The following is an 18,093-nucleotide window of genomic DNA, read 5'->3' as shown; positions in this document are numbered from 1 at the left end:
GGGGGACAACTCTATGTCCGGCGGCGACGCCCGGACAACGCTCCCGTCCCGCTCACACACCGGTTTTCACGCTCGAACCACCGCAGCCGCCGCCGGGCCCACGCCCCCGCCGACGACACCCCGATCCGCGCGCTCACGCCCAGCCGCCCGCCCGCCCCAGCCTCCAGCCACACCACGCCCCCATCGCACAGGTCCGCGCGATTCTGGGCAAGATCCACCCCAAGCGCCTTGCACACGTTGCCCGGTCCGCGGCACAGCGCCTCGTCCGCCGGCACCCGTCCCGCCCGCGCGCGGCGCGCCCGCATCACCTCCAGCCCGTCCACCGCCTCCAGCGCCCGCACGAGAACCGCCTGCGCCACGCCCTCTTCGGCGCACACCACGTTCAGGCAATGGTGCATGCCGTACGTAAAGTACACGTACAGCGTTCCCTCGCGCATGTACATCGCCTCGTTGCGAGGCGTCCGCCGCCCGGCGTACGCGTGGCTCGCGCGATCCTTCGCGCCCAGGTACGCCTCGACCTCCACGATCCGCCCGCGCAGCACCCGGCCCCCGGGCTCGCGCCGCGCGAGCACGCACCCGATGAGGCGCGGCGCCAGCGTGTCGGCCTGCGTCGCGAAGAACGACCGATCCAGCCGCGTGGGCCCGCTCATGCGTACGCGTGCAGCCCGGGCAGCATGAGGTTCACCCCGAAGTACGTCCAGAGCATGATGATGAACCCGATCACGCTCAGCCACGCCGTCGTGAGGCCCTTCCCGCGCGGGAACCCGATCCGCACGTGGATCACGATGAGGTAGATGATCCACGTGATGAGCGCCCACGTCTCCTTCGGGTCAAACGCCCACCACCGCCCCCACGAGTGGTCGGCCCACCACGCGCCCAGCAGGATCCCCACGCCAAGCGTCCAGAACGCCAGTTGCAGCACGATCATCTGCGCCGAGTCGAGGTCGCCCAGCACACGCTCGCGCGTGGGCGTCCGCACGTCCGTGGCGCCCAGGGCCAGGGCGGCGCCTTCTCCGTCGAGCCCCGCGAGCGCGGGCGTGCCTGCCCCGCCGCCGCCCGCCGCCGGGGCGCTCCGCAGCGCCCCCAGGTAGTGCGTCGCGAGGTAGAAGATGCTCACCACGAACCCCAGCGCGATGAGCGCGTACGACGAGAGCACCGTGGTGACGTGGTACTTGAGCAGCACGCTCGTGTTCAGGATCGCGGCCTCGCGCTCGATCGAGACCCCGGGGATCTTCGCCTGCGTCGCGGTGACGAGCACCATGAACCCCACCGCCGCCGCCGCCGCCCCGAAGAGGTACGCGCGGCGTGCGAGCATGATGCCCCCGCCGACAATCACGCCGAAGAGGCTGAGGCCGGTCATCGACTCGAACTGGTTCTGGATCGCGAACCGTTCGGCGATCATGCAGCGCGCCACGAACCCGAAGGCGTGCAGCCCAAGCCCGAGCACCAGCATGCCCGTGCCGATCCGCGCCGGCCACACGCGCCCCGTGCCGAAGGCCAGCACGAGCGACACCAGCGCCACGAAGTACGCCCAGAAGCCCCACTCGAACGCGTTTACCCGGTTGTACGTGCGCTCGAGCGTCCGACGCCCCTGCGGGTAGACCTCCGCGTTGATCCGGGGCAGTTCCGCCGCGAGGCGCGCGATGGCCTCGTTCACGCGCCCCGCGTCGCGCGCCCGCCAGGCCGCCCCCAGTTCCAGCGCCGCCGCCCGCGCCGGGTGCGTGTCGTCGAGCGACGCGATGTGCATCCACGCCAGGTCGCGCCGCTCCGGCGCCACCAGTTCGAAGTTCGAGCGTCCGCCGATGAACCAGCCCACCGACCGGTCCACGCGGTCCTGCGCGCGCCGCCACGCGTCTTCGCCCATGTGCCGGCGCGACAGCTCGCCCAGGAACGACTCGACCACCCGGGGCGTCACGCGCCCCAGCTTCAGCCAGCGCTCCCGCGCGTCCGCGTCGTCCGGGTACGCCATCTCCACCAGTTCGCGACGCAGCGGCAGGTAGTCCACCCCGATCAGCGGCTTGTCCAGGTAGTACGCCGGGTCGATCGTCAGGTCGAACAGCGTGAACACCGGGTCGTACGTCCGCGAGATGATCTTCACCGGCCCGCCCAGCCCGTCGGTCGTCTCGCCGCTCCGCTCGTTCCGATAGTCCTCGCGGTACGTCGCCCGACCCGTGATCGACCGCACCGTCTCGCGCGCCAGCGTGTCGATGATCTTCACGCGTCCGTTGTGAAACACCGCCAGGTCGCGCAGCGCGCCAACGTCCACCTGCTCCGCGAACGCCCACTTCTCGTCACGCGTCGGCACGTCATCGGCCGACGGCCTCCCGAACGGGTGCCCGACCGCGGCGCCCCCCGCGTTCACGCCCTGCGTGGGCGGGTGCGCGTTCCCGTCCGGGGCTGTCTGCGCGCCCGCGCGCGCCCACCCGCCCAGCACCACCAGCACCCCCGCCAGCACCGACAGCACTCGTGTCATGGCCGCCCCGTTTCCGCCGCCGCGTTCGCCGGCACACTCATCGGTTCGCCGCCCGCGCCCGGCCGAGTCGCGAGCACCGCGCGCTTCAGCCGGTCGCGCTCCCGCCGCACGAGATAAGGCTTCAGATAGAACGCCCACGGGATGCCCAGCCCCATGAGCACGCCGCCCAGCGCGATCACGTGAATGCCCGGGTTGTTCCCCACGCCCAGGATCGTGAACGACGCGTACGCGCGCGGGATCGCCCCCGCGTCGGCCTGCTTCTGCGTCCGCTCCCACCCCGCTTCGTCCCACCCCGCCTGGCTCAGCTTGAACTGCCCGGGCGACAGCCCCGCCCCGATCCGCCCCGCGATGTTCGCCGCCAGCCCGCGCGACTCGTCCCACCGGAACGGCGCCCGCAGCGGTTCGTTCAGCTTCGTGACGTGCTCGTACTCCTCGAACTCCGCCCCGTCGACCGGCGACACCCTCACCACCGACCGGTAGTCTCGCGGCGCGCCGCGATGGTCGTACGACACCATCTCGAAGTCCACCAGGCGGATCACGAACCCCGGCAGCCGGTGCTGCAGACGCCCGAACGACAGTCGCACCGTGCGCCCGTCGGGCAGCAACACGGGCCGCTCCGTCCCCGCCGCCACGCCCACGTACTTCGAGAAAGGCACCCACACCACGCGCCGGAACGCCGGGCCGGCGCCCGCCCCCCCCGGCACCGTCACCTCGACGCCCAGCATCGCCTGGTCGTGCGTGCCGACGAATCGCTTGTCCTGACGCTCGGGCGGCACCGGCGCGGGCCGCTCCACCCGCACCCCGTCGTCCCACCTCGCCGCCACGCGCAGGCTGACCTGCGGCACGATCTCCCGCAGCCACCCCTCGGCCCCCGCGTCTTCGACCACCCGCACCGCCCCGCCCGGCTGGCGCACAATCGCCCGCGTCACGCCGCCCGGCGCGTCGTCGATGTACACCTGCAGCCGGTCGCACTCGATCAGCCCGATGCGGATCGAAGGGTCCGCGTCGCGCCGGATCGGACGCCCGTCGTCCTTCGCCCCCAGCACGTCCTGGTCGATCGCCGGAAACCGGTGGTACACGTACCGGTCGAACGACTCGCCGCCGGGCGTCGTCACACGCAGCACCGCCACCGAACTCGTCGCGCCCTGGTACCCCTGCGTGATGATCGGGAAAGGCGGCTCGGGCAGCAGGTCGCGCACCGCCACCACGAACCCGCCCACCGACACCTCGTCGCCGGGCTTCACCGCCCGCACCACCCGCTCGCCCCCGGGCAGGTCGAGCGCCAGCGCGTGCGACGTGCCCTCGGGCAGTGCCTCCGACAGATCGCGCCACCGCGCGGGCGACATCCCTTCATCGGCCCCGCGCGTGTACTCGATCCCGAACACGCCGTTGTCGGAGATGCGTCCCGCGGGCTTCTGGGGCGTCAGCACGAATCCGAAGATCGGCCCGTCGGGCGCCTTGCCCGTCTCAGGATCGGGCAGCGCGCTGTAGAGGTGCACGATGCGCACCGGCTCGCCCGGGCCCTCCGTGGCGCCCGCGCGCACCCAGTCCTCCGCCGGCTCCGCGTACGGCGCATACCCCACGATCCGCAGCCGGAACCCCTCGTCGCCCTCTCCCACCGGCGTTCCGGGCACGGGCAGCGACAGATCTCTCGACCGCACCTCCGCCCATGGCCGGCGATACAGCGCCGCCTCCAGCGCCGACGCCTCCCCAGGCCGTCCGCCGACCTGCTCCAGCCCGTAGTGGTTGTACCGCGGCACGCCCTCCAGCAAGCGCTGTTCCAGCCCCCACCCCTGGTCCACGAACAGCGCCACCCGGGTGTTGTCGAAGAACCGGTCCTGCGCCGGCCCCACGCCCGGTCGCCCGTCGGGCCCGGCCCGACCCGCCAGCAGCAGCGTGTCGCCCTCGAGCTTCAGCCCGCTGTAGTACACACTCCCCAGCGCGATGGTCACGATCCCCGTGTGCACCGTCAGCACGCCCACGTTCTTGAAGTTGAACTCGATCCGGCGGATCGTCGCCACCACCAGGTTCACCACGAACAGCAGCAGCGCCAGCCGCAGGGGCCACCACGCGTAGAACTCCAACTCGCTCATCTCGACGCCCGGCAGGCGGCGCAGCGTCGTGCTCGACGTCTCACGCACGAACCCCGCGAACAGCCGCACGCCCGTCCCCGCGATCGGGTCGTACCGAAGCACGGGCCACAGCCACGCGTGCCACGCCCACACCGCCAGCGGCGTCATCAGCACCACCACGCCCAGCATCGCGGCCACACGCCCTACCCGGCGCGCGTCGCCCCGCAGCGCTGTCCGCACGCCCAGCAGCGACCCGCCGACAACGACCACCGCCACCGCCAGCAGCGTCAGCCCGTACACCACGTACGTCGGCGCCAACGCCAGCACCCCGACCGGCACGCTCGCGGTCACGCCGTACAACATCACAAACGTCAGCAGCACCACCGCCAGCGTCACGCTGCTGAACGCACGCAGCACCCACTTCAGCGGCAGCCACGCCCCCGTCAGGTGCGCATCTTCCCACGCCTTGTTCACTCGCCACTTGACGCTCATGTCGTGTGTTTCACCGCGCCCGGACACCGAGCGCACCCGTTCCGATCGGACGCCGATTCTAGTCAGACAGTACTATTTCCCGAGCACCAGCATCGCCGGCGGTTCCGAACCCGCAAAGACCCCAGACAAACCCGCGCTCGGACCGACGGGCACACCGACGATTCCCGCCGGCTCGCACCCCGGGCCCAGCAACGCGTGCGCCGTCGAGATGCCCAACGCCGCGCACCCGTGCACGGTTGCCATCCGCAGCAACGTCTGTGCATCGACCGCGTCGCGCGAGAACAGACGCCGCGCTTCGTCGAGCACGCCCAGCACCAGCGGCCTCGCATCCTCCGGTAGGTTGATCACCGAGTCGGTCCCCAGCGCCACCGGGATTCCGGCGGCCAGCATTTCCCGGTACCGATGCGCGCCCATGACGCGCTCGGCGCCGAAGTACGCGCTCGCCCGCGGGCAATACACGACCGCGAACTTCGCCGCCGCAAGCGTGCCGAGGTCGTCCCCGAGGTCGTTCACGTGGGCCGCCACACGCGGAGGATCGCCCGGCGACCAGCCCCCCAGCGCGCGGGCCACGTGCGCAATGGGCGAGCGTCCGTGCCCGACTTCGCGGGCGGCGTGCTCGTCCCACAGCCCGATCTGCTCCAGGAATGCCCGGCGCGGGCCGCGGCCCAGTTCCACGAACTCCCGCTCCTCGAGCGTCTCCGCGAGGTGCGTCGCGAAGGCCAATCCCCGCTCGCGGCAGATGTCCCACGCGCTCGCGTATCCCTCGATCCCCACCGAGTACGGCGCGTGGGGCTGCACGCCGGGCCGCACACGTGTTCCTGTTCGCCCCCCCGCTTCCGCGCGCTCCAGCGCCTCGCGCAGCGCCGCGAACGCCCGCGGGGTGGAGCCCCCCACCGCAAAGAACTCGAGAAACCCCACGCCCCACAGCGGCGAATCGCGCAGCGCCTCGAACGCGTGGGCCGACGCCCGCCCGCCCACCGCGCCGCAGATATCGCCGACGATCGCCACCCCGCCCCGGATCGACGCCTCAACCCCCGCACGCACGCTGGCGGCGATCGCCTCCGCCGACGTTGGCCGGGCGGCCCGGACGACCTCCACGAACCCGCCGAACCCCAGGGCGGGGTCGTAGGCCCGCGGGCCCACGCACGTCAGGTCCAGGTGCGTGTGGGCGTTCACGAACGCCGGTAGCACCGCGTGCGACCGCATGTCGAGAACCCGGGCGCCCGCGCCCCGGGCGTCGGCGGCCACGTCCTCGGGCCCCCCGACCGCGAGCACCCGCGCCCGGGCGTGGATCGCGCCTTGCACCGGCGGGGTCTCGTCGGTCAGTTCGAGCAGCAGGGACCCGGGCGAATAGGCCCGTTCCGCGTCGGCGACGCACGCGCCGTCGATGCGCAGGGCTGTGCGACGCGTCACGTGGGGTGCCCCCGAACTCATGCCCCGGCGCCGGGACGGACGATGGAAGAGGTCCCGCTCTCGCGCCGTCGGCTACGATCGGCGCGGACGGGCTCGCCGTTGGCAGGCCCCGGCGCCGCGCGGCGCCGTTCGCGAAGGAGTGTACGACGATGGCAACGTCCCAGAGGCGTGGCGTTCAACTGATCCTGGTGCTCGGCATGCTCGCCAGCGCCGCCCTGCTCACCGGCTGCATCGGCCAGGGCCAGTACGACAAGCTGTACGAGACCAACAGCAGCCTCACCCGGCGCAACGCCGAACTGACCCGCGAGCGCGACGAGGCACGCGCCCAGATCGAGCTCATGCGCCGCAGCGTCGGCAGCAACGCCGGCACCCTCTCCGACCTGCAGCGCCAGAACGACGAACTCCGCCGCCAGCTCGAGCAGGCCCTCGCCGACTACCGCACGCTCGAACAGCGCATCGCCGCCTTCGACTTCGGGCCCGTCGACGCCGAGACCGACCAGGCCCTCGCCGCCCTCGCGGCCCAGTACCCGGACCTCATCCGCTACGACCCCGCTCGCGGCATGCTCCGCTTCGCCTCGGACCTCACGTTCGACTCCGGCTCCGACGCCGTCAAGGAGAACGCCCGCCAGGCCCTGGGCGCGCTCGCGCAGATCCTCAACAGCGCGTCGGCCAGCGCCTACGACGTCATCATCGAGGGGCACACCGACAGCCAGCGCATCGCCAACCCCGCGACCCTCCGCGAGCACCGCACCAACCGCCGCCTCTCGGCCCACCGCTCGATCGCCGTCATCGATGAACTCGGCAAGCTGGGCGTCGCGTCCGACCGCATGATGGCCGCCGGATGGGGCGAGCATCGCCCCGCCGTACCGAACACCGCCAGCGGCAACACCCCGCAGAACCGGCGCGTCGAGATCTTCCTCGTCCGCTCCACCGGCTCGCGCCGCTCGACGGAATCCGCCGAACCGGCGCCCACCCCGACCCCGACCACCCCGAGCGGGCCGGCGATCGACCTCACGAAGTGATCGCGGCTCGCGGCGCTCCCCCGACCGGTCCGCACCACGCACGCCACGCAGGCCGTCCCACACCGGGGCGGCCTTTCTTTTTCCGAGCCCCCCAGCGCACCGTCTACGCTTGGCGACCCTCCGATGAGCACGCCCCCCACGCCCGCCCCGCCTTCCGACGCGACCTCGCCGCCCGCGGGGCTGTGGTCCGCGATGCTGTCCGGGCTCGTCACGCCGCTCACGCTGCTGGTGGCGCTCGGGCACGACCTGGTCGACCGTGTGATCGGGTTCGGGCGGTTCACGCGCTTCGCGGCGGGGACGTTCCTGGGCATCTTCGACGCGCGCTCGTGGGGCCGGCGCGACCGACTGCCCCGCCAGTTGTACCTCGTCGGCACCACCTCGCTCCCGGTGCTCGCCATCACCGGCGCGTTCATCGGGATGATCCTCGCCTTCGAGGGCTACCGCCAGTTCCAGACCATCGGACAGGAATCGCGCCTGGGCGGGGTCATCAACCTCTCGCTCGTCAAGCAGATCGGCCCGGTGCTCGCCGCCGTCATGCTCGCCGGACGCGTCGGCTGCTCGCTCACCGCCGAACTCGGCACCATGCGCGTCACCGAGCAGCTCGACGCCATGCGCGCCATGGGCAGCGACCCCGTCCGCGTGCTCGTCGTGCCGCGCCTGCTCGCCTGCGTGCTCGTCATCCCCGCGCTGACCGTGCTCTCGAACCTCTGCGGCGTGCTCGGGGGCTACCTCATCCTCACGCGCTTCTATGACTCCGACCAGCTCCTGTACTGGCGCTACTCCGAGCAGTTCGTGCACTGGTTCGACGTGCTCAGCGGGCTCGTCAAGAGCCTCTTTTACGGCGCGGGCATCGGGCTCGTCGCCTGCTGGAAGGGCTTCTCGTGCAAGCCCGGCGCCGAGGGCGTCGGCGAGGCCACCACCGATTCCTTCGTCACCAGCTTCATCACCATCATCGTCATGAGCCTCGTGCTCGTGAAGCTGCTGAACGACCTCGATTTCCTCATCCGGGGCGGCGTGGACTCCGTCTTCCGCTAGACGCTCGCTCTTGCCCTGTCTCGCTTTTCGCGCCTCGCCGGTCTCGCTCCCTTCACGCGCGTCGTCGGGGCGCGAACACGAACGCCGTCGAGAACGTGAAGATCGCCCCCGCGAACGCCGCCCCGGGCAGCAGCCACCCCGCGGCCGACAGCGCATCGCCGAAGAAGTTGCGCGTCGGGCCGACGCCCCCCGCCTGCGGCATGAGCTGCAACGCCGCCTGGAACTGCCACGTGTTCTCGCGCAGCTCGCCGGGACGAGGCTCGCGGATCCCGCCGCGCTTCGGGTAGTTCAGCCGCTCACGAACGAACCCGCCCCCGCGGTCGAACTCGTAGAAGTCGAACACCCAGTCGCGCTTCCACGCGGCACCCCACGTCTCGGGATCGACCCCCGCGCGGGGCGTGCGCGTGACGATCACCAGGCGGTAGTTGTCGGGCACGCGGTCGAACTCGTCGAGGAACGCCTCGGTCGAGAGCCCGCTCGCGGGCGCGAAGACCAGCACCCGCAGCCAGTCCTTGTGCGGCAGCAGATCGGGCAGGCGCCAGTCGCCCGGCACCGTCACGCGCAGGCGCTCCTGCGTGTCGCCGTACGTCACGACGAGGTAGGCCTGGTCCGGGTTCGAACGGTCGTCCGTCAGCGAGACCGGACGCCCGGAGAACGTGAACTCGCGCTTCTCGATCTTCTTGAACGCGAAGACCTCGCGCGGGTTGCGCTTGTGGAAGTCCGCGACCGCGCGCGCCACCCCGACCGCGCACGCGACGGCGGCCACCCCGCTGGTCGCGGCGAGGACGAGGGCGATGAGTCTGGAGCGTTCCATCGCGAGCGAAATCGGTGGCGGCCGGGCCGCCGGACGCTAATGCCCGCTCGAGGCGGGCCCGTGTGAATGATCGTCGTGCGCCGGGGCGTCGGTCTGGAGCGAGCCGGACAGCCCCGTGCGCGGACGCGTGCGGTTGGGCGTGTTCAGCCCGTCGTCATCATGAGCGTGGTGCGCCGAGTGCTTGATGATCCCCTTGTGCTCGAGGTACATCGCCTGCACGCGGGCGTCCAGGGCCGCCGCGTTCGCGGCGTCGGCGAGCTCGGGGTGCATCGCGATCACGCGCTCCCGCAGCACGCCCAGGTATCGCTCCTTCGCGGCGACGACCATCGGACGCCCGTTCGCCGTCGCCACCTGGTCGCCCGTGCCGCCGGGCGTGATCTGCCCGCTCTTGAACTCGTACACGCGGTCGCGCCCGAGCAGGTCGATCGCCGTCATGCCGACGAAGATCGCGAGCGCCGAGAACGTCACCGCCATGATCAGCGTGTTCAGCGCGTTGTCGTAGCGCAGCTGCATGAAGATCGCCATGACGAGCACGGCCTTGATCGTCGCGATCGTCATCGCGCCGACGATGTTGATCCACCCGGGCAGCGACACGTTGAAGTACGACGCCGCCCACTGCTCCGCCTGCGCGAAGCCGACCGTCAGGGCCGTGAACACGAGCAAAATCGCCAGCACCGTCCGCAGGGCCATGGGCCCCACGATGACGTGGCTGGCGTGCGAGCCCGTCCCGTGCGGGTCGGTCTGGTCGAACGGGGCGACGGGGTGCGAGGCGTGCGGGTGCTGGGTGGCCATGGCGTGGTCTCGGGGTGCGTCGCGCGCGGTCAGTGGATGAGGTACAGCAGCGGGAACAGGAAGATCCAGATGAGGTCCACCAGGTGCCAGTACAGGCCGGCGATCTCCACGCCCGTGTAGTGCGTCGGGCCGTACTGCCCCTTGCCGGAGTAGTACCACACCCGGGCGATGAGCGCCATGCCGATGAGCACGTGCGCGGCGTGGATGGCCGTGCCGCAGTAGTACACGGCCCACCAGAGGGGTACGTTGGGGTCGCTCGCGAACGGGTAGTCGAAGAGCATCCCGGGGCGCTTCCCGCCGTAGCCCTCCACGAACTGGAAGAGCCCGAAGAACGCCGTCTTGCCCTCCACCGCCATGCTCTGGTAGTGGTGCAGCGACGGATCAAAGACCAGGAAGTACCCCGACCACTTCGGGACGTACTCGAAGCCCAGCTTGAGCACGACGAACATCAGCCCCAGCAGGAACGTGATCGCCAGGTTCAGCCGCGCCCGGCGCTGCTGGTCGGTCTGAATGGCGTAGATGCTCGCGGCCATGGTGTAGCTGGAGACCAGCAGCACCGCGGTGTTGAACCCGCCGATGCGCCAGTCGAGCTGCGAGGAGCCCTCGGCCCACGCGCCCGGGTAGAGCGCGCGGAAGATCGCGTACCCGCAGAAGATCCCGCCGAAGAGCAGCACCTCGGTGGAAAGGAAGAGCCAGAAGCCGAGCTTCAGCCCGTCGAACTCGTCGGCCTGCGTGCGCCAGTGGTGCCCGTGCCGGTAGCGTTTCCACGCCGGCTGGGGGCTCATGTCGGTCTGTTTCGCGTCGATGGTGCTCATCGCGGGCGTCTCCCCCGTCGCGGGCCCCAACGGGCCCGCGACGGCCGGCGGTGAGTGATGGGCCGCCTTGAGGTTCTCGGCGGGAATGGGGTAGTCCTTGGGGTCCCAGTGGTGCGGCACGTTGGTCTCAAAGTCGTACGGGCCGTGGCGCACGATCGGCTCGTGGTCGAAGTTGTGCTCGCTGGGCGGGGTGTCCGCCATCCACTCCAGCGTGAGCCCGCCCCACTGGTTTTTGGGCGCCTTGCGCCCGCCCACCAGGCTCTGGACGAACACGAACAGGTGGATGAGGAACCCGGTCAGCAGGATGAACGATCCGATCGTCGACACCACGTGCCACATCTGGAAGTCGTCGACGTAGCTCGCGTAGCGCCGGGGCATGCCGCGCGAGCCCATGAAGAACTGCGTGAAGAACGTCACGTTGAAGCCGATGAACACGACGACCGCGCCGACCATCGCCGCCCGCTCGTTGTACATCTTGCCGAACATCTTGGGCCACCAGTGGTGGATGCCCCCCACCAGCGCGATGATCGTCCCGCCCATCATCACGTAGTGGAAGTGCGCCACCACGAAGTACGTGTCGTGCAGGTGCAGGTCGGTCGAGAGCGTGCCGAGCGGGAGCCCCGTCAGCCCGCCGATGCTGAACAGGAAGAGGAACATCAGGGCGTAGAGCATCGGCGTGTTGAGCGCGATCGAGCCCTTGTACAGCGTCGCGATCCAGTTGAACACCTTCACCGCCGTCGGGATCGCCACCAGGAACGTCAGCGCCGAGAAGATCGTGCTCGCGATCTCGCTCATGCTCGTGAACATGTGGTGCCCCCACACGATGAACGAGACGCCGGCGATCCCCAGCGACGCGAACGCGACCGCCTTGTACCCGAAGATCTTCTTGTGCGAGTGCACCGCGATCAGTTCCGAGATGATCGCCATCCCGGGCAGGATCATTACGTACACCACCGGGTGGCTGTAGAACCAGAAGAAGTGCTGGAACAGCACCGGGTCGCCCCCCAGCGCCGTGTCGAAGATCCCGATCCGCGTGAACCGCTCGAACGCCAGCAGCAGCAGCGTGATGCCGATCACCGGCGTCGCCAGCACCTGGATGATCGCCGACGAGTAGATGCCCCACACGAACAGCGGCATGTCGAACCAGCCCATCCCGGGCGCCCGCAGCTTGTGCACCGTCACGATGAAGTTCAGCCCCGTCAGGATCGAGCTGAACCCCAGGATGAACGCCCCCAGCACCATGAGCACGACCTTCGACTCGCCCGCCGAGATCGTCGTCGAATAGGGCGTGTAGAACGTCCACCCCGTGTCCACCCCGCCCAGGATGATCGACATCACCGCGAAGATCGATCCCACGACGTAGATGTACCAACTCAGCAGGTTCAGCTTGGGGAACGCCACGTCCTTGGCTCCCAGCATCAGCGGGAGCAGGAAGTTGCCCAGCGACGCCGGCACGCTCGGCACGATCACCATGAACACCATGATCGCCCCGTGCAGGGTGAACAGCGTGTTGTAGATGTCGTTGCCCTTGGCGATCGACTTCGCGTCGCTGTCGCCGAAGAGCTGCCCCGTGACGCCCGTGACCGCGCCGGTCGCGTCCTGCGTCACGCGGACGGGCTCGAGCAGCTCGAGCCGCACCGCCAGCGCCGCCACCCCGCCCAGGAAGAACATGAACAGGATCGCGAACAGGTACATCACGCCGATCTTCTTGTGATCGACCGTGGTCGCCCAGTCCCAGATCGTCGTGATGAAGCCGCCCTTCGGTTCCAGGTAGCTTCCGTGGTGCTCGTGCCCTGCCATGACCGCTCCTTCCCCGCCCTGCCTAGGGCGTCGGGGCGCTCTCCGCCGCCGGCGCCGCGCCGTCCGTGCCCGCCTTATCGCTGATCGACTTCATGAACTGGATGATCCCGTCCACCTGCGTGGGCGTGAGAAGCCCGCGGAACGACGGCATGTTCCCGTTCTCGAACCCCTTCACCACCCGCTTGGACGGCTCCATGATGGATTCGAGAATGTACGCGTCGTCCACCGTCACCTGCTCGCCGTTGGTCATCTCGTGCGTCGCGCCGTACGCGTTCAGCCACGTCGGGCCCGTGTTCGGCGAGCCGTCGATCGTGTGGCACGAGGCGCACTTGAGCCGCCACTGCTTGCGCCCCAGTTCCACGGGGTCCGAGGGCGTGCCGATCGCCTCGACCCAGCGCCGGTACGCGTCGTCGGGCACGATCCGGATCAACGCCGCCATCTCCGAGTGCTCCGTCCCGCAGTACTCCGCGCAGAACAGGATGTGCTCGGTGTAGGGCACGCCCGCCAGCGCGATCACGTCGGTCCGCTTGGCCTCCGCCGACCCCTCGCTGGGCGTCGGGTGCACCGCGGCCCCGGGCCCGGGGCCCTCCGCGTTGAACCACAGCGTCGTGAACCGGTTGGGGATCACGTCCTGCTTCACGCGGAAATCCGGCACCCAGAACGCGTGCAGCACGTCCTTGCTCTGCATCTTGAGCTGGATGTTCGTCTTCGCCGGGAAGTAAAAGACCGGGATGTCCTTCGCCCCGGGGCGCGCCGTCGCCGGCGACTCCGCCCCGTTCGGGTACGTCAACTGCCAGTACCACTTCGCGCCCGTCACGTTCATCACGATCGCGTCGCCCGGCGCCAGCAACTGCCCGATGTACCCCTTGAACCCCTTGAAGAACATGTACACCAGGAACAGCGACGGGATCACCGTCCAGGCGATCTCCAGGCGCGTGTTGTGCGACGGGCTCATCGGCGCGATCTTCCCCGGACGCCGCCGGTACTTCACCACCCAGTACGCCATCAGCGCCATCAGGCCCACGAACCACACGACGCAGAACCACCAGAGCCAGATGAACATCTCATCCGTCTCGCGACCGGCCATCGTGGCCGACGGCCCGTCCAGCCACAACTGCGTGAACGGCCCCCCGGTCCCCAGCGTGTGGTGCTGCCCCGTCATCGTGCGTACCCCGTCGGGCCGACCGCGTGCGGCCCGTCTTCATTGCCCGTCTCACTCGGCGCCCCGCCCGGGCCCGACCCCCCGCCCCCACGCCGCCGTCGCGACCGCTCCGCCAGCATGAACGCGCCGATCACCGACCCCAGCGTGATCACCGTCACCGCGCCGCCCAGTTGCAGCACCCGGTAGACCCGCAGCGAGTACTTCCCGCTCGACACGTCGAACTCGTAGCAGAACGACAGGAACCGCTCCCCGATCGTCCGCACCAGCTTCCCCTCGCTCGCGTCGATCAACGCCAGCTTCAGATCGCGCACGTCCGACGGGTACCCGTACAGGTAGCGGCTCACCCGCCCGTCCGGCGTGATGATGAACTGGCACACCGGGTGCGAGTAGTTCCCGTCCCCCAGCTTGCGATACTGGAACCCCAGCGCCTCCGCCAGCGCCCGGTTGTTCGAGTCCTCGCCCACGTGGAACCGCCACCCGCCCTCGACGCCCGGCTCCCCACGCCGCCCGTACGACGACATGTACGCCTCGCGCGCCGTCCGCGCCTGCGGGGGCGTCTCGCGCGGGTCGAAACTGAACGACAGCGCCGTGAACTCCTTCCCCACCGAGTAGTCGAGCTTCTCAAACACCTCGGTCTGCTTCGTCAGCAGCACGTCGCACACCACCGGGCAGTTGTAGTAGACCAGCGTCACCACCGCGGGCTTCGCGTTCGCGCCGAAGTAGTCGCCCAGGCGGACGACCTTCCCCTCGTGATCCGTGAACGTCAGCTCCATCGGCAGCGTCCGCCCGATGTTCTCCACCACGTCCAGCCCGCGGATCTGCGAGGGCGTCTGGTAGAAGTTCATCCCCTCGTCGGTCGCCTGGACCTGGGCGCGCACCGACGACGGGCCGCTCATCGCGACCGCGCCCGCCAGCAGTATTCCCAGGACCGTCCGCCGCACGACTACTTCCCTTCCCGATACGTCTGCGCCACCTTGCGCATCGCCTGCTCGATGGGCAGTTGCACCGCCCCCTGCTGCTCGCTCGCCCACGCGTAGGTCTCGGGCTTGCCGCCGGTGGAGAGTGTCGCCTCCGCGCTGTCGCGCAGCCCGCGCGCCTCGGCCGAGAGCCCGTTCCACGCCGCCCGCTCCTGGCGCTCCAGGCGCAGCCGGTTCGTGTACCGCGAGAAGTACATCGCCGTCACCACCAGCACGAGCACGAAGATCACGCTGATCGCCGCGCCCCACCGGAAGATCGCCGTGACGTTCAGGTTGCCCAGGTGCTCGGCCTGCGGCAAGCCCTCGTCCGCCCCGTGGTGGTGCCACGCGTCGACGTGCTCGTGAACCTCCGGCGTGTGGTTGTGCCCCGACATGACTCGTTCCCTTTGGCCTTGTATTCGTCCGGTCAACCCGAACGGATTGCTGCGAAACCAGAAGTCGACCCCGTCGCCACGAACCTGTGGATGCCTACACGTAGTTGCGGTGTTCCAGGGATTCCTCGATGAGCGGGTCCTTCGCCGACACCAGAGGCGTCGCGGGGATCCGCATGAGCAGGTACCCGATGAGGATCGCGAACACGCCGGCGATCGCGATGACGTCGACCCAGATGAACCGGGCGATCTGGATCGGCCCGCCGCCCGCGGTCTCGACCATCGGGCGGACGACGTAGTACAGGTCCGCGAAGTGCACGAACAGCGCCCACGCCGCCAGCAGGCCAAGGGCCATCGGGCTGCGCTTCACCGGGCGGAAGAGCCCGACGAGGAACGGGGCGGCGAAGTGCCCGATGATGAGGAAGATGCCCAGGGGTCGCCAGGGCGAACCCTCGTTGGTGCGGTAGAAGAAGAAGGCCGTTTCCTCGGGGATGTTGCTGTACCAGATCAGGAAGTACTGGCTGAACGCGATGTACGACCAGAAGACCGTGAAGCTGAAGACGAGCTTGCCGGTGTCGTGGAAGTGCTCGCTGGTGACGACGCCCTGGAGGCGTCCGGCGGCCTTGAGCCGCGCGACGATCAGCACGAGCAGCGAGATGCCCGAGAACGCGCACCCCGCGAAGTACCACACGGGCCACATCGTGCTGAAGAACTTGAAGTCGAGCGACATGAGCCAGTCGAACGACGCGAACGCGGTGGTGAGGGCGAAGAGCAGCAGGCCCCACGCGGAGGTGAACCGCGCCTTCGACGCCGCCTGCAGGTCGGTGCGGGCCTCCTGCGCCCGCCCGAAGGCGACCATCCGGCGCGAGAGCAGCGTCCACACGCCCCCGTAGAAGAGCGCGCGGACGGCGAAGAACGCCGGGAAGACGAAGGTGGTCTTCGCCTCGTGCGTGTCGTGGTCGACGATCGCGAGCGGGGCGAAGAAGTAGGCGGCCTTCTTCTGCAGCAGGTAGTCCGCGTAGAAGACCGGCTTCATCCAGATGAACAGCGTGCCCTGCGTCACGAGCTCGATGACCAGCACGGGCATCACCAGCAGCCACGCGAAGGGCAGGAACGAGGCGATGTTCTCGAGCTGGCGGCGCAGCACGATCGACCAGCCCGCCCCCATGAGGTGGAACACCATCACGAAGAACAGGCTGCCCAGGCACATGGCCAGCACGCCCATGGCCCCGACGTGGTACACGGCCAGCGCGTGCTTCAGCGTCACGCCCGCCGCCCCGGTGAAGCCCATGCCCAGCACCGCGAGGGCGGCGACCGCCCCCGCCACGAGCACGCCCATGCCCAGCGGGCGGATGGGCGCCCCCGGAAGAGTGATGTTGTCGGAACGCAGGAGGTTCCCGGTCGCGGCCGCGCTCATGATCCACCTCCCGCCGGCGTCGGCGCGGCGCCCGAGGGCGCCGGGGTCGTGCGTTTCTGCAGCAACTGGTCGCGCAGGCTCGCGGGCACGTCGTCGATGGTGCCCTCGCGCGACGCCCGCAGCGCCCGCACGTACGCCGTGATCGCCCACGCGTCACGCTCGTTCACCGCGTGCCCGTACGGGGGCATGTTGTACTTGCCCGGCTGGCCCTCGGTGGGCTTGCCGTTGCGGATGATCTGGAAGATCCAGCCGTCGCGGCTGCGCACGTTCTTCGGATCGGCGAACGTCGGGTCGTAGAAGCTCACCACGATCGGGTTGTACTGGCGTCCGACCGTGCCCTGCCCGTCGCCCAGGTAGCCGTGGCACGCCGAGCAGTAGATGTTGAACCGCTCTTGGCCCCGGCGGATGAACGCCTCGTCCACCGGCACGCTCTGGGGAATCGACCGCACGTACCGCTTCGTCCCGTCCGCCTCCACGCCCTCCACGCCCGTGTAGAACTGGTCGTCGTGCTTCAGCAGGTCCGCACGCTCCTGGCGCCACGGATCCGCCCATTCCTGGTCGGCGACGATCGGCCACCGCGCGAACGCGACGGTCTGCGGCACGACCGGACGCATCGTGCGCCCGTCGGCGAACATCTCCGTCCCGCTCTGCGGGTTCCAGCGCGGGGCGTCGTCCATGTCCGGGAAGAACTGGCGCGGCGCCTCGCGGCTGCGATCGTCGCGACAGCCCGCCAGGCCCCCGACGCCCGCCGCCAGCAGCACGACCAGGGCCAGCCTGGACGCGCGGGTCGCTCGGGATGTGGATCGTGTCGTCATGCGTGCACCAGCCCCTGCGTTCGATCTCGGGCGCCCCGACCGGGCATCGCCCGTCATTCCTCGACCAGTTCGATGCTCGTCGCCCCCGCGTGCTCCAGCAGCGATCGCGTGCGGTCGGGGTCGAACCTGGGGTCCGACGCCTCGACGCACACGAAGAACCCGTCGTCGCTGCTCGCCAGGAACCGCTCCTTGCGGAAGAGCGGGTGGTGGTGGCGGGGCAGGCCGTTCAGCGCCAGCATCCCGATGAGCGCCGTGAACGCCGAGAACAGGATGCCCAGCTCGAACGTGATGGGCACGAAGGCCTGCCAGCTGTTGAACGGCTTGCCCTGCGTGACAAGCGCGTACCCGTACATCGACATCCACCACTGCATGAGGAACCCCAGCCCCGACCCCGAGAGCCCGATGCACGCCACCAGCACGGGCAGCTTCGTCCGCCGCATGCCCATGGCCTCCTCAAGCCCGTGGATCGGGAAGGGCGTAAAGGTGTCCCAGCGGCTGTAGCCCTGGTCGCGCACCTTCTCGGCGGCGTGGTACAGGTCCGCCGGCGTGGCGAACGAGGCCAGGATCCCGTGGATCGCCTCGCCCGACTCGGTCACGTAGACGCGTCCGCTCGCGGTCGCCAT

Annotated in this window: 15 protein-coding genes and 1 pseudogene; 2 read left to right on the top strand and 14 right to left on the bottom strand. The window is 69.9% G+C overall.

Features of this window, described 5'->3' with window-relative positions; translation table 11 throughout:
- Positions 1–11: 11 nt before the first annotated feature.
- The 4 genes from SFY69_06555 to SFY69_06540 form a co-directional block, all read right to left on the bottom strand.
- Positions 12–650, bottom strand: coding sequence for a DNA-3-methyladenine glycosylase (locus SFY69_06555; GenBank protein ID MDX2131693.1), 639 nt, complete (start codon positions 648–650; stop codon positions 12–14).
- The gene (gene ccsA, locus SFY69_06550) at positions 647–2,473 is read right to left on the bottom strand and encodes a cytochrome c biogenesis protein CcsA (protein MDX2131692.1); all 1,827 of its coding nucleotides are present in this window, start codon (positions 2,471–2,473) and stop codon (positions 647–649) included. The genes SFY69_06555 and ccsA overlap by 4 nt, the downstream gene beginning before the upstream one ends.
- Complete coding sequence (locus tag SFY69_06545; GenBank protein MDX2131691.1) at positions 2,470–5,037, bottom strand: hypothetical protein; 2,568 nt, start codon at positions 5,035–5,037, stop codon at positions 2,470–2,472. Before SFY69_06545 ends, ccsA begins: the two co-directional genes overlap by 4 nt.
- A 72-nt stretch (positions 5,038–5,109) precedes the next feature.
- Positions 5,110–6,450, bottom strand: a complete 1,341-nt coding sequence (locus SFY69_06540; protein MDX2131690.1) for an amidohydrolase family protein — start codon at positions 6,448–6,450, stop codon at positions 5,110–5,112.
- Between the two features lie 149 nt (positions 6,451–6,599).
- On the opposite strand from SFY69_06540, the gene SFY69_06535 reads away from it, so the two are divergent.
- Together SFY69_06535 and SFY69_06530 are read left to right on the top strand one after the other, a co-directional pair.
- Positions 6,600–7,472, top strand: a complete 873-nt coding sequence (locus tag SFY69_06535) for an OmpA family protein (protein ID MDX2131689.1) — start codon at positions 6,600–6,602, stop codon at positions 7,470–7,472.
- A 123-nt stretch (positions 7,473–7,595) separates the two neighbouring features.
- Positions 7,596–8,507 carry an ABC transporter permease gene (locus SFY69_06530; GenBank protein ID MDX2131688.1) on the top strand — a complete coding sequence of 304 codons (912 nt, stop codon included), beginning with the start codon at positions 7,596–7,598 and terminating at the stop codon, positions 8,505–8,507.
- A 52-nt stretch (positions 8,508–8,559) separates the two neighbouring features.
- On the opposite strand, the gene SFY69_06525 is transcribed toward SFY69_06530, so the two are convergent.
- The 10 genes and pseudogenes from SFY69_06525 to SFY69_06480 all read right to left on the bottom strand — a co-directional run bounded on the left by SFY69_06525 (position 8,560) and on the right by SFY69_06480 (position 18,093).
- The gene (locus SFY69_06525; protein MDX2131687.1) at positions 8,560–9,321 is read right to left on the bottom strand and encodes a hypothetical protein; all 762 of its coding nucleotides are present in this window, start codon (positions 9,319–9,321) and stop codon (positions 8,560–8,562) included.
- Positions 9,322–9,357: 36 nt separating this feature from the next.
- Positions 9,358–10,113: a cytochrome C oxidase subunit IV family protein gene (locus SFY69_06520; protein MDX2131686.1), complete on the bottom strand. Its 756-nt coding sequence runs from the start codon at positions 10,111–10,113 to the stop codon at positions 9,358–9,360.
- Between the two features lie 29 nt (positions 10,114–10,142).
- Positions 10,143–10,898 carry a cytochrome c oxidase subunit 3 gene (locus SFY69_06515; protein MDX2131685.1) on the bottom strand — a complete coding sequence of 252 codons (756 nt, stop codon included), beginning with the start codon at positions 10,896–10,898 and terminating at the stop codon, positions 10,143–10,145.
- Between the two features lie 159 nt (positions 10,899–11,057).
- Positions 11,058–12,728 (bottom strand): annotated as a pseudogene (locus tag SFY69_06510) (cbb3-type cytochrome c oxidase subunit I).
- Between the two features lie 22 nt (positions 12,729–12,750).
- Entirely contained in the window at positions 12,751–13,890 is a 1,140-nt protein-coding gene (locus SFY69_06505; protein MDX2131684.1) for a cytochrome c oxidase subunit II, read from the bottom strand.
- Positions 13,887–14,831: an SCO family protein gene (locus SFY69_06500; GenBank protein MDX2131683.1), complete on the bottom strand. Its 945-nt coding sequence runs from the start codon at positions 14,829–14,831 to the stop codon at positions 13,887–13,889. Before SFY69_06500 ends, SFY69_06505 begins: the two co-directional genes overlap by 4 nt.
- A gap of 2 nt (positions 14,832–14,833) precedes the next feature.
- Positions 14,834–15,241, bottom strand: a complete 408-nt coding sequence (locus tag SFY69_06495; GenBank protein ID MDX2131682.1) for a hypothetical protein — start codon at positions 15,239–15,241, stop codon at positions 14,834–14,836.
- Positions 15,242–15,335: 94 nt separating this feature from the next.
- Positions 15,336–16,655 carry a hypothetical protein gene (locus SFY69_06490; protein ID MDX2131681.1) on the bottom strand — a complete coding sequence of 440 codons (1,320 nt, stop codon included), beginning with the start codon at positions 16,653–16,655 and terminating at the stop codon, positions 15,336–15,338.
- The gene (locus tag SFY69_06485) at positions 16,652–17,470 is read right to left on the bottom strand and encodes a cytochrome c (GenBank protein MDX2131680.1); all 819 of its coding nucleotides are present in this window, start codon (positions 17,468–17,470) and stop codon (positions 16,652–16,654) included. The genes SFY69_06490 and SFY69_06485 overlap by 4 nt, the downstream gene beginning before the upstream one ends.
- Positions 17,471–17,523: 53 nt before the next feature.
- Entirely contained in the window at positions 17,524–18,093 is a 570-nt protein-coding gene (locus SFY69_06480) for a DUF3341 domain-containing protein (GenBank protein ID MDX2131679.1), read from the bottom strand.

Source organism: Planctomycetota bacterium (assembly GCA_033763975.1).
Taxonomy (GTDB): Bacteria; Planctomycetota; Phycisphaerae; order Phycisphaerales; family UBA1924; genus RI-211.
Note: the sequence above shows the minus strand (reverse complement) of the source record. Positions and strands in the feature narration are given on the sequence as shown.

Coding starts and splice junctions, on each gene's coding strand:
- SFY69_06555 (MDX2131693.1), bottom strand. CDS start 650: ATGAGCGGGCCCACGCGGCTGGATCGGTCGTTCTTCGCGACGCAGGCC.
- ccsA (MDX2131692.1), bottom strand. CDS start 2,473: ATGACACGAGTGCTGTCGGTGCTGGCGGGGGTGCTGGTGGTGCTGGGC.
- SFY69_06545 (MDX2131691.1), bottom strand. CDS start 5,037: ATGAGCGTCAAGTGGCGAGTGAACAAGGCGTGGGAAGATGCGCACCTG.
- SFY69_06535 (MDX2131689.1), top strand. CDS start 6,600: ATGGCAACGTCCCAGAGGCGTGGCGTTCAACTGATCCTGGTGCTCGGC.
- SFY69_06530 (MDX2131688.1), top strand. CDS start 7,596: ATGAGCACGCCCCCCACGCCCGCCCCGCCTTCCGACGCGACCTCGCCG.
- SFY69_06525 (MDX2131687.1), bottom strand. CDS start 9,321: ATGGAACGCTCCAGACTCATCGCCCTCGTCCTCGCCGCGACCAGCGGG.
- SFY69_06520 (MDX2131686.1), bottom strand. CDS start 10,113: ATGGCCACCCAGCACCCGCACGCCTCGCACCCCGTCGCCCCGTTCGAC.
- SFY69_06515 (MDX2131685.1), bottom strand. CDS start 10,898: ATGAGCCCCCAGCCGGCGTGGAAACGCTACCGGCACGGGCACCACTGG.
- SFY69_06505 (MDX2131684.1), bottom strand. CDS start 13,890: ATGACGGGGCAGCACCACACGCTGGGGACCGGGGGGCCGTTCACGCAG.
- SFY69_06495 (MDX2131682.1), bottom strand. CDS start 15,241: ATGTCGGGGCACAACCACACGCCGGAGGTTCACGAGCACGTCGACGCG.
- SFY69_06490 (MDX2131681.1), bottom strand. CDS start 16,655: ATGAGCGCGGCCGCGACCGGGAACCTCCTGCGTTCCGACAACATCACT.
- SFY69_06485 (MDX2131680.1), bottom strand. CDS start 17,470: ATGACGACACGATCCACATCCCGAGCGACCCGCGCGTCCAGGCTGGCC.
- SFY69_06480 (MDX2131679.1), bottom strand. CDS start 18,093: ATGGCGACCGCGAGCGGACGCGTCTACGTGACCGAGTCGGGCGAGGCG.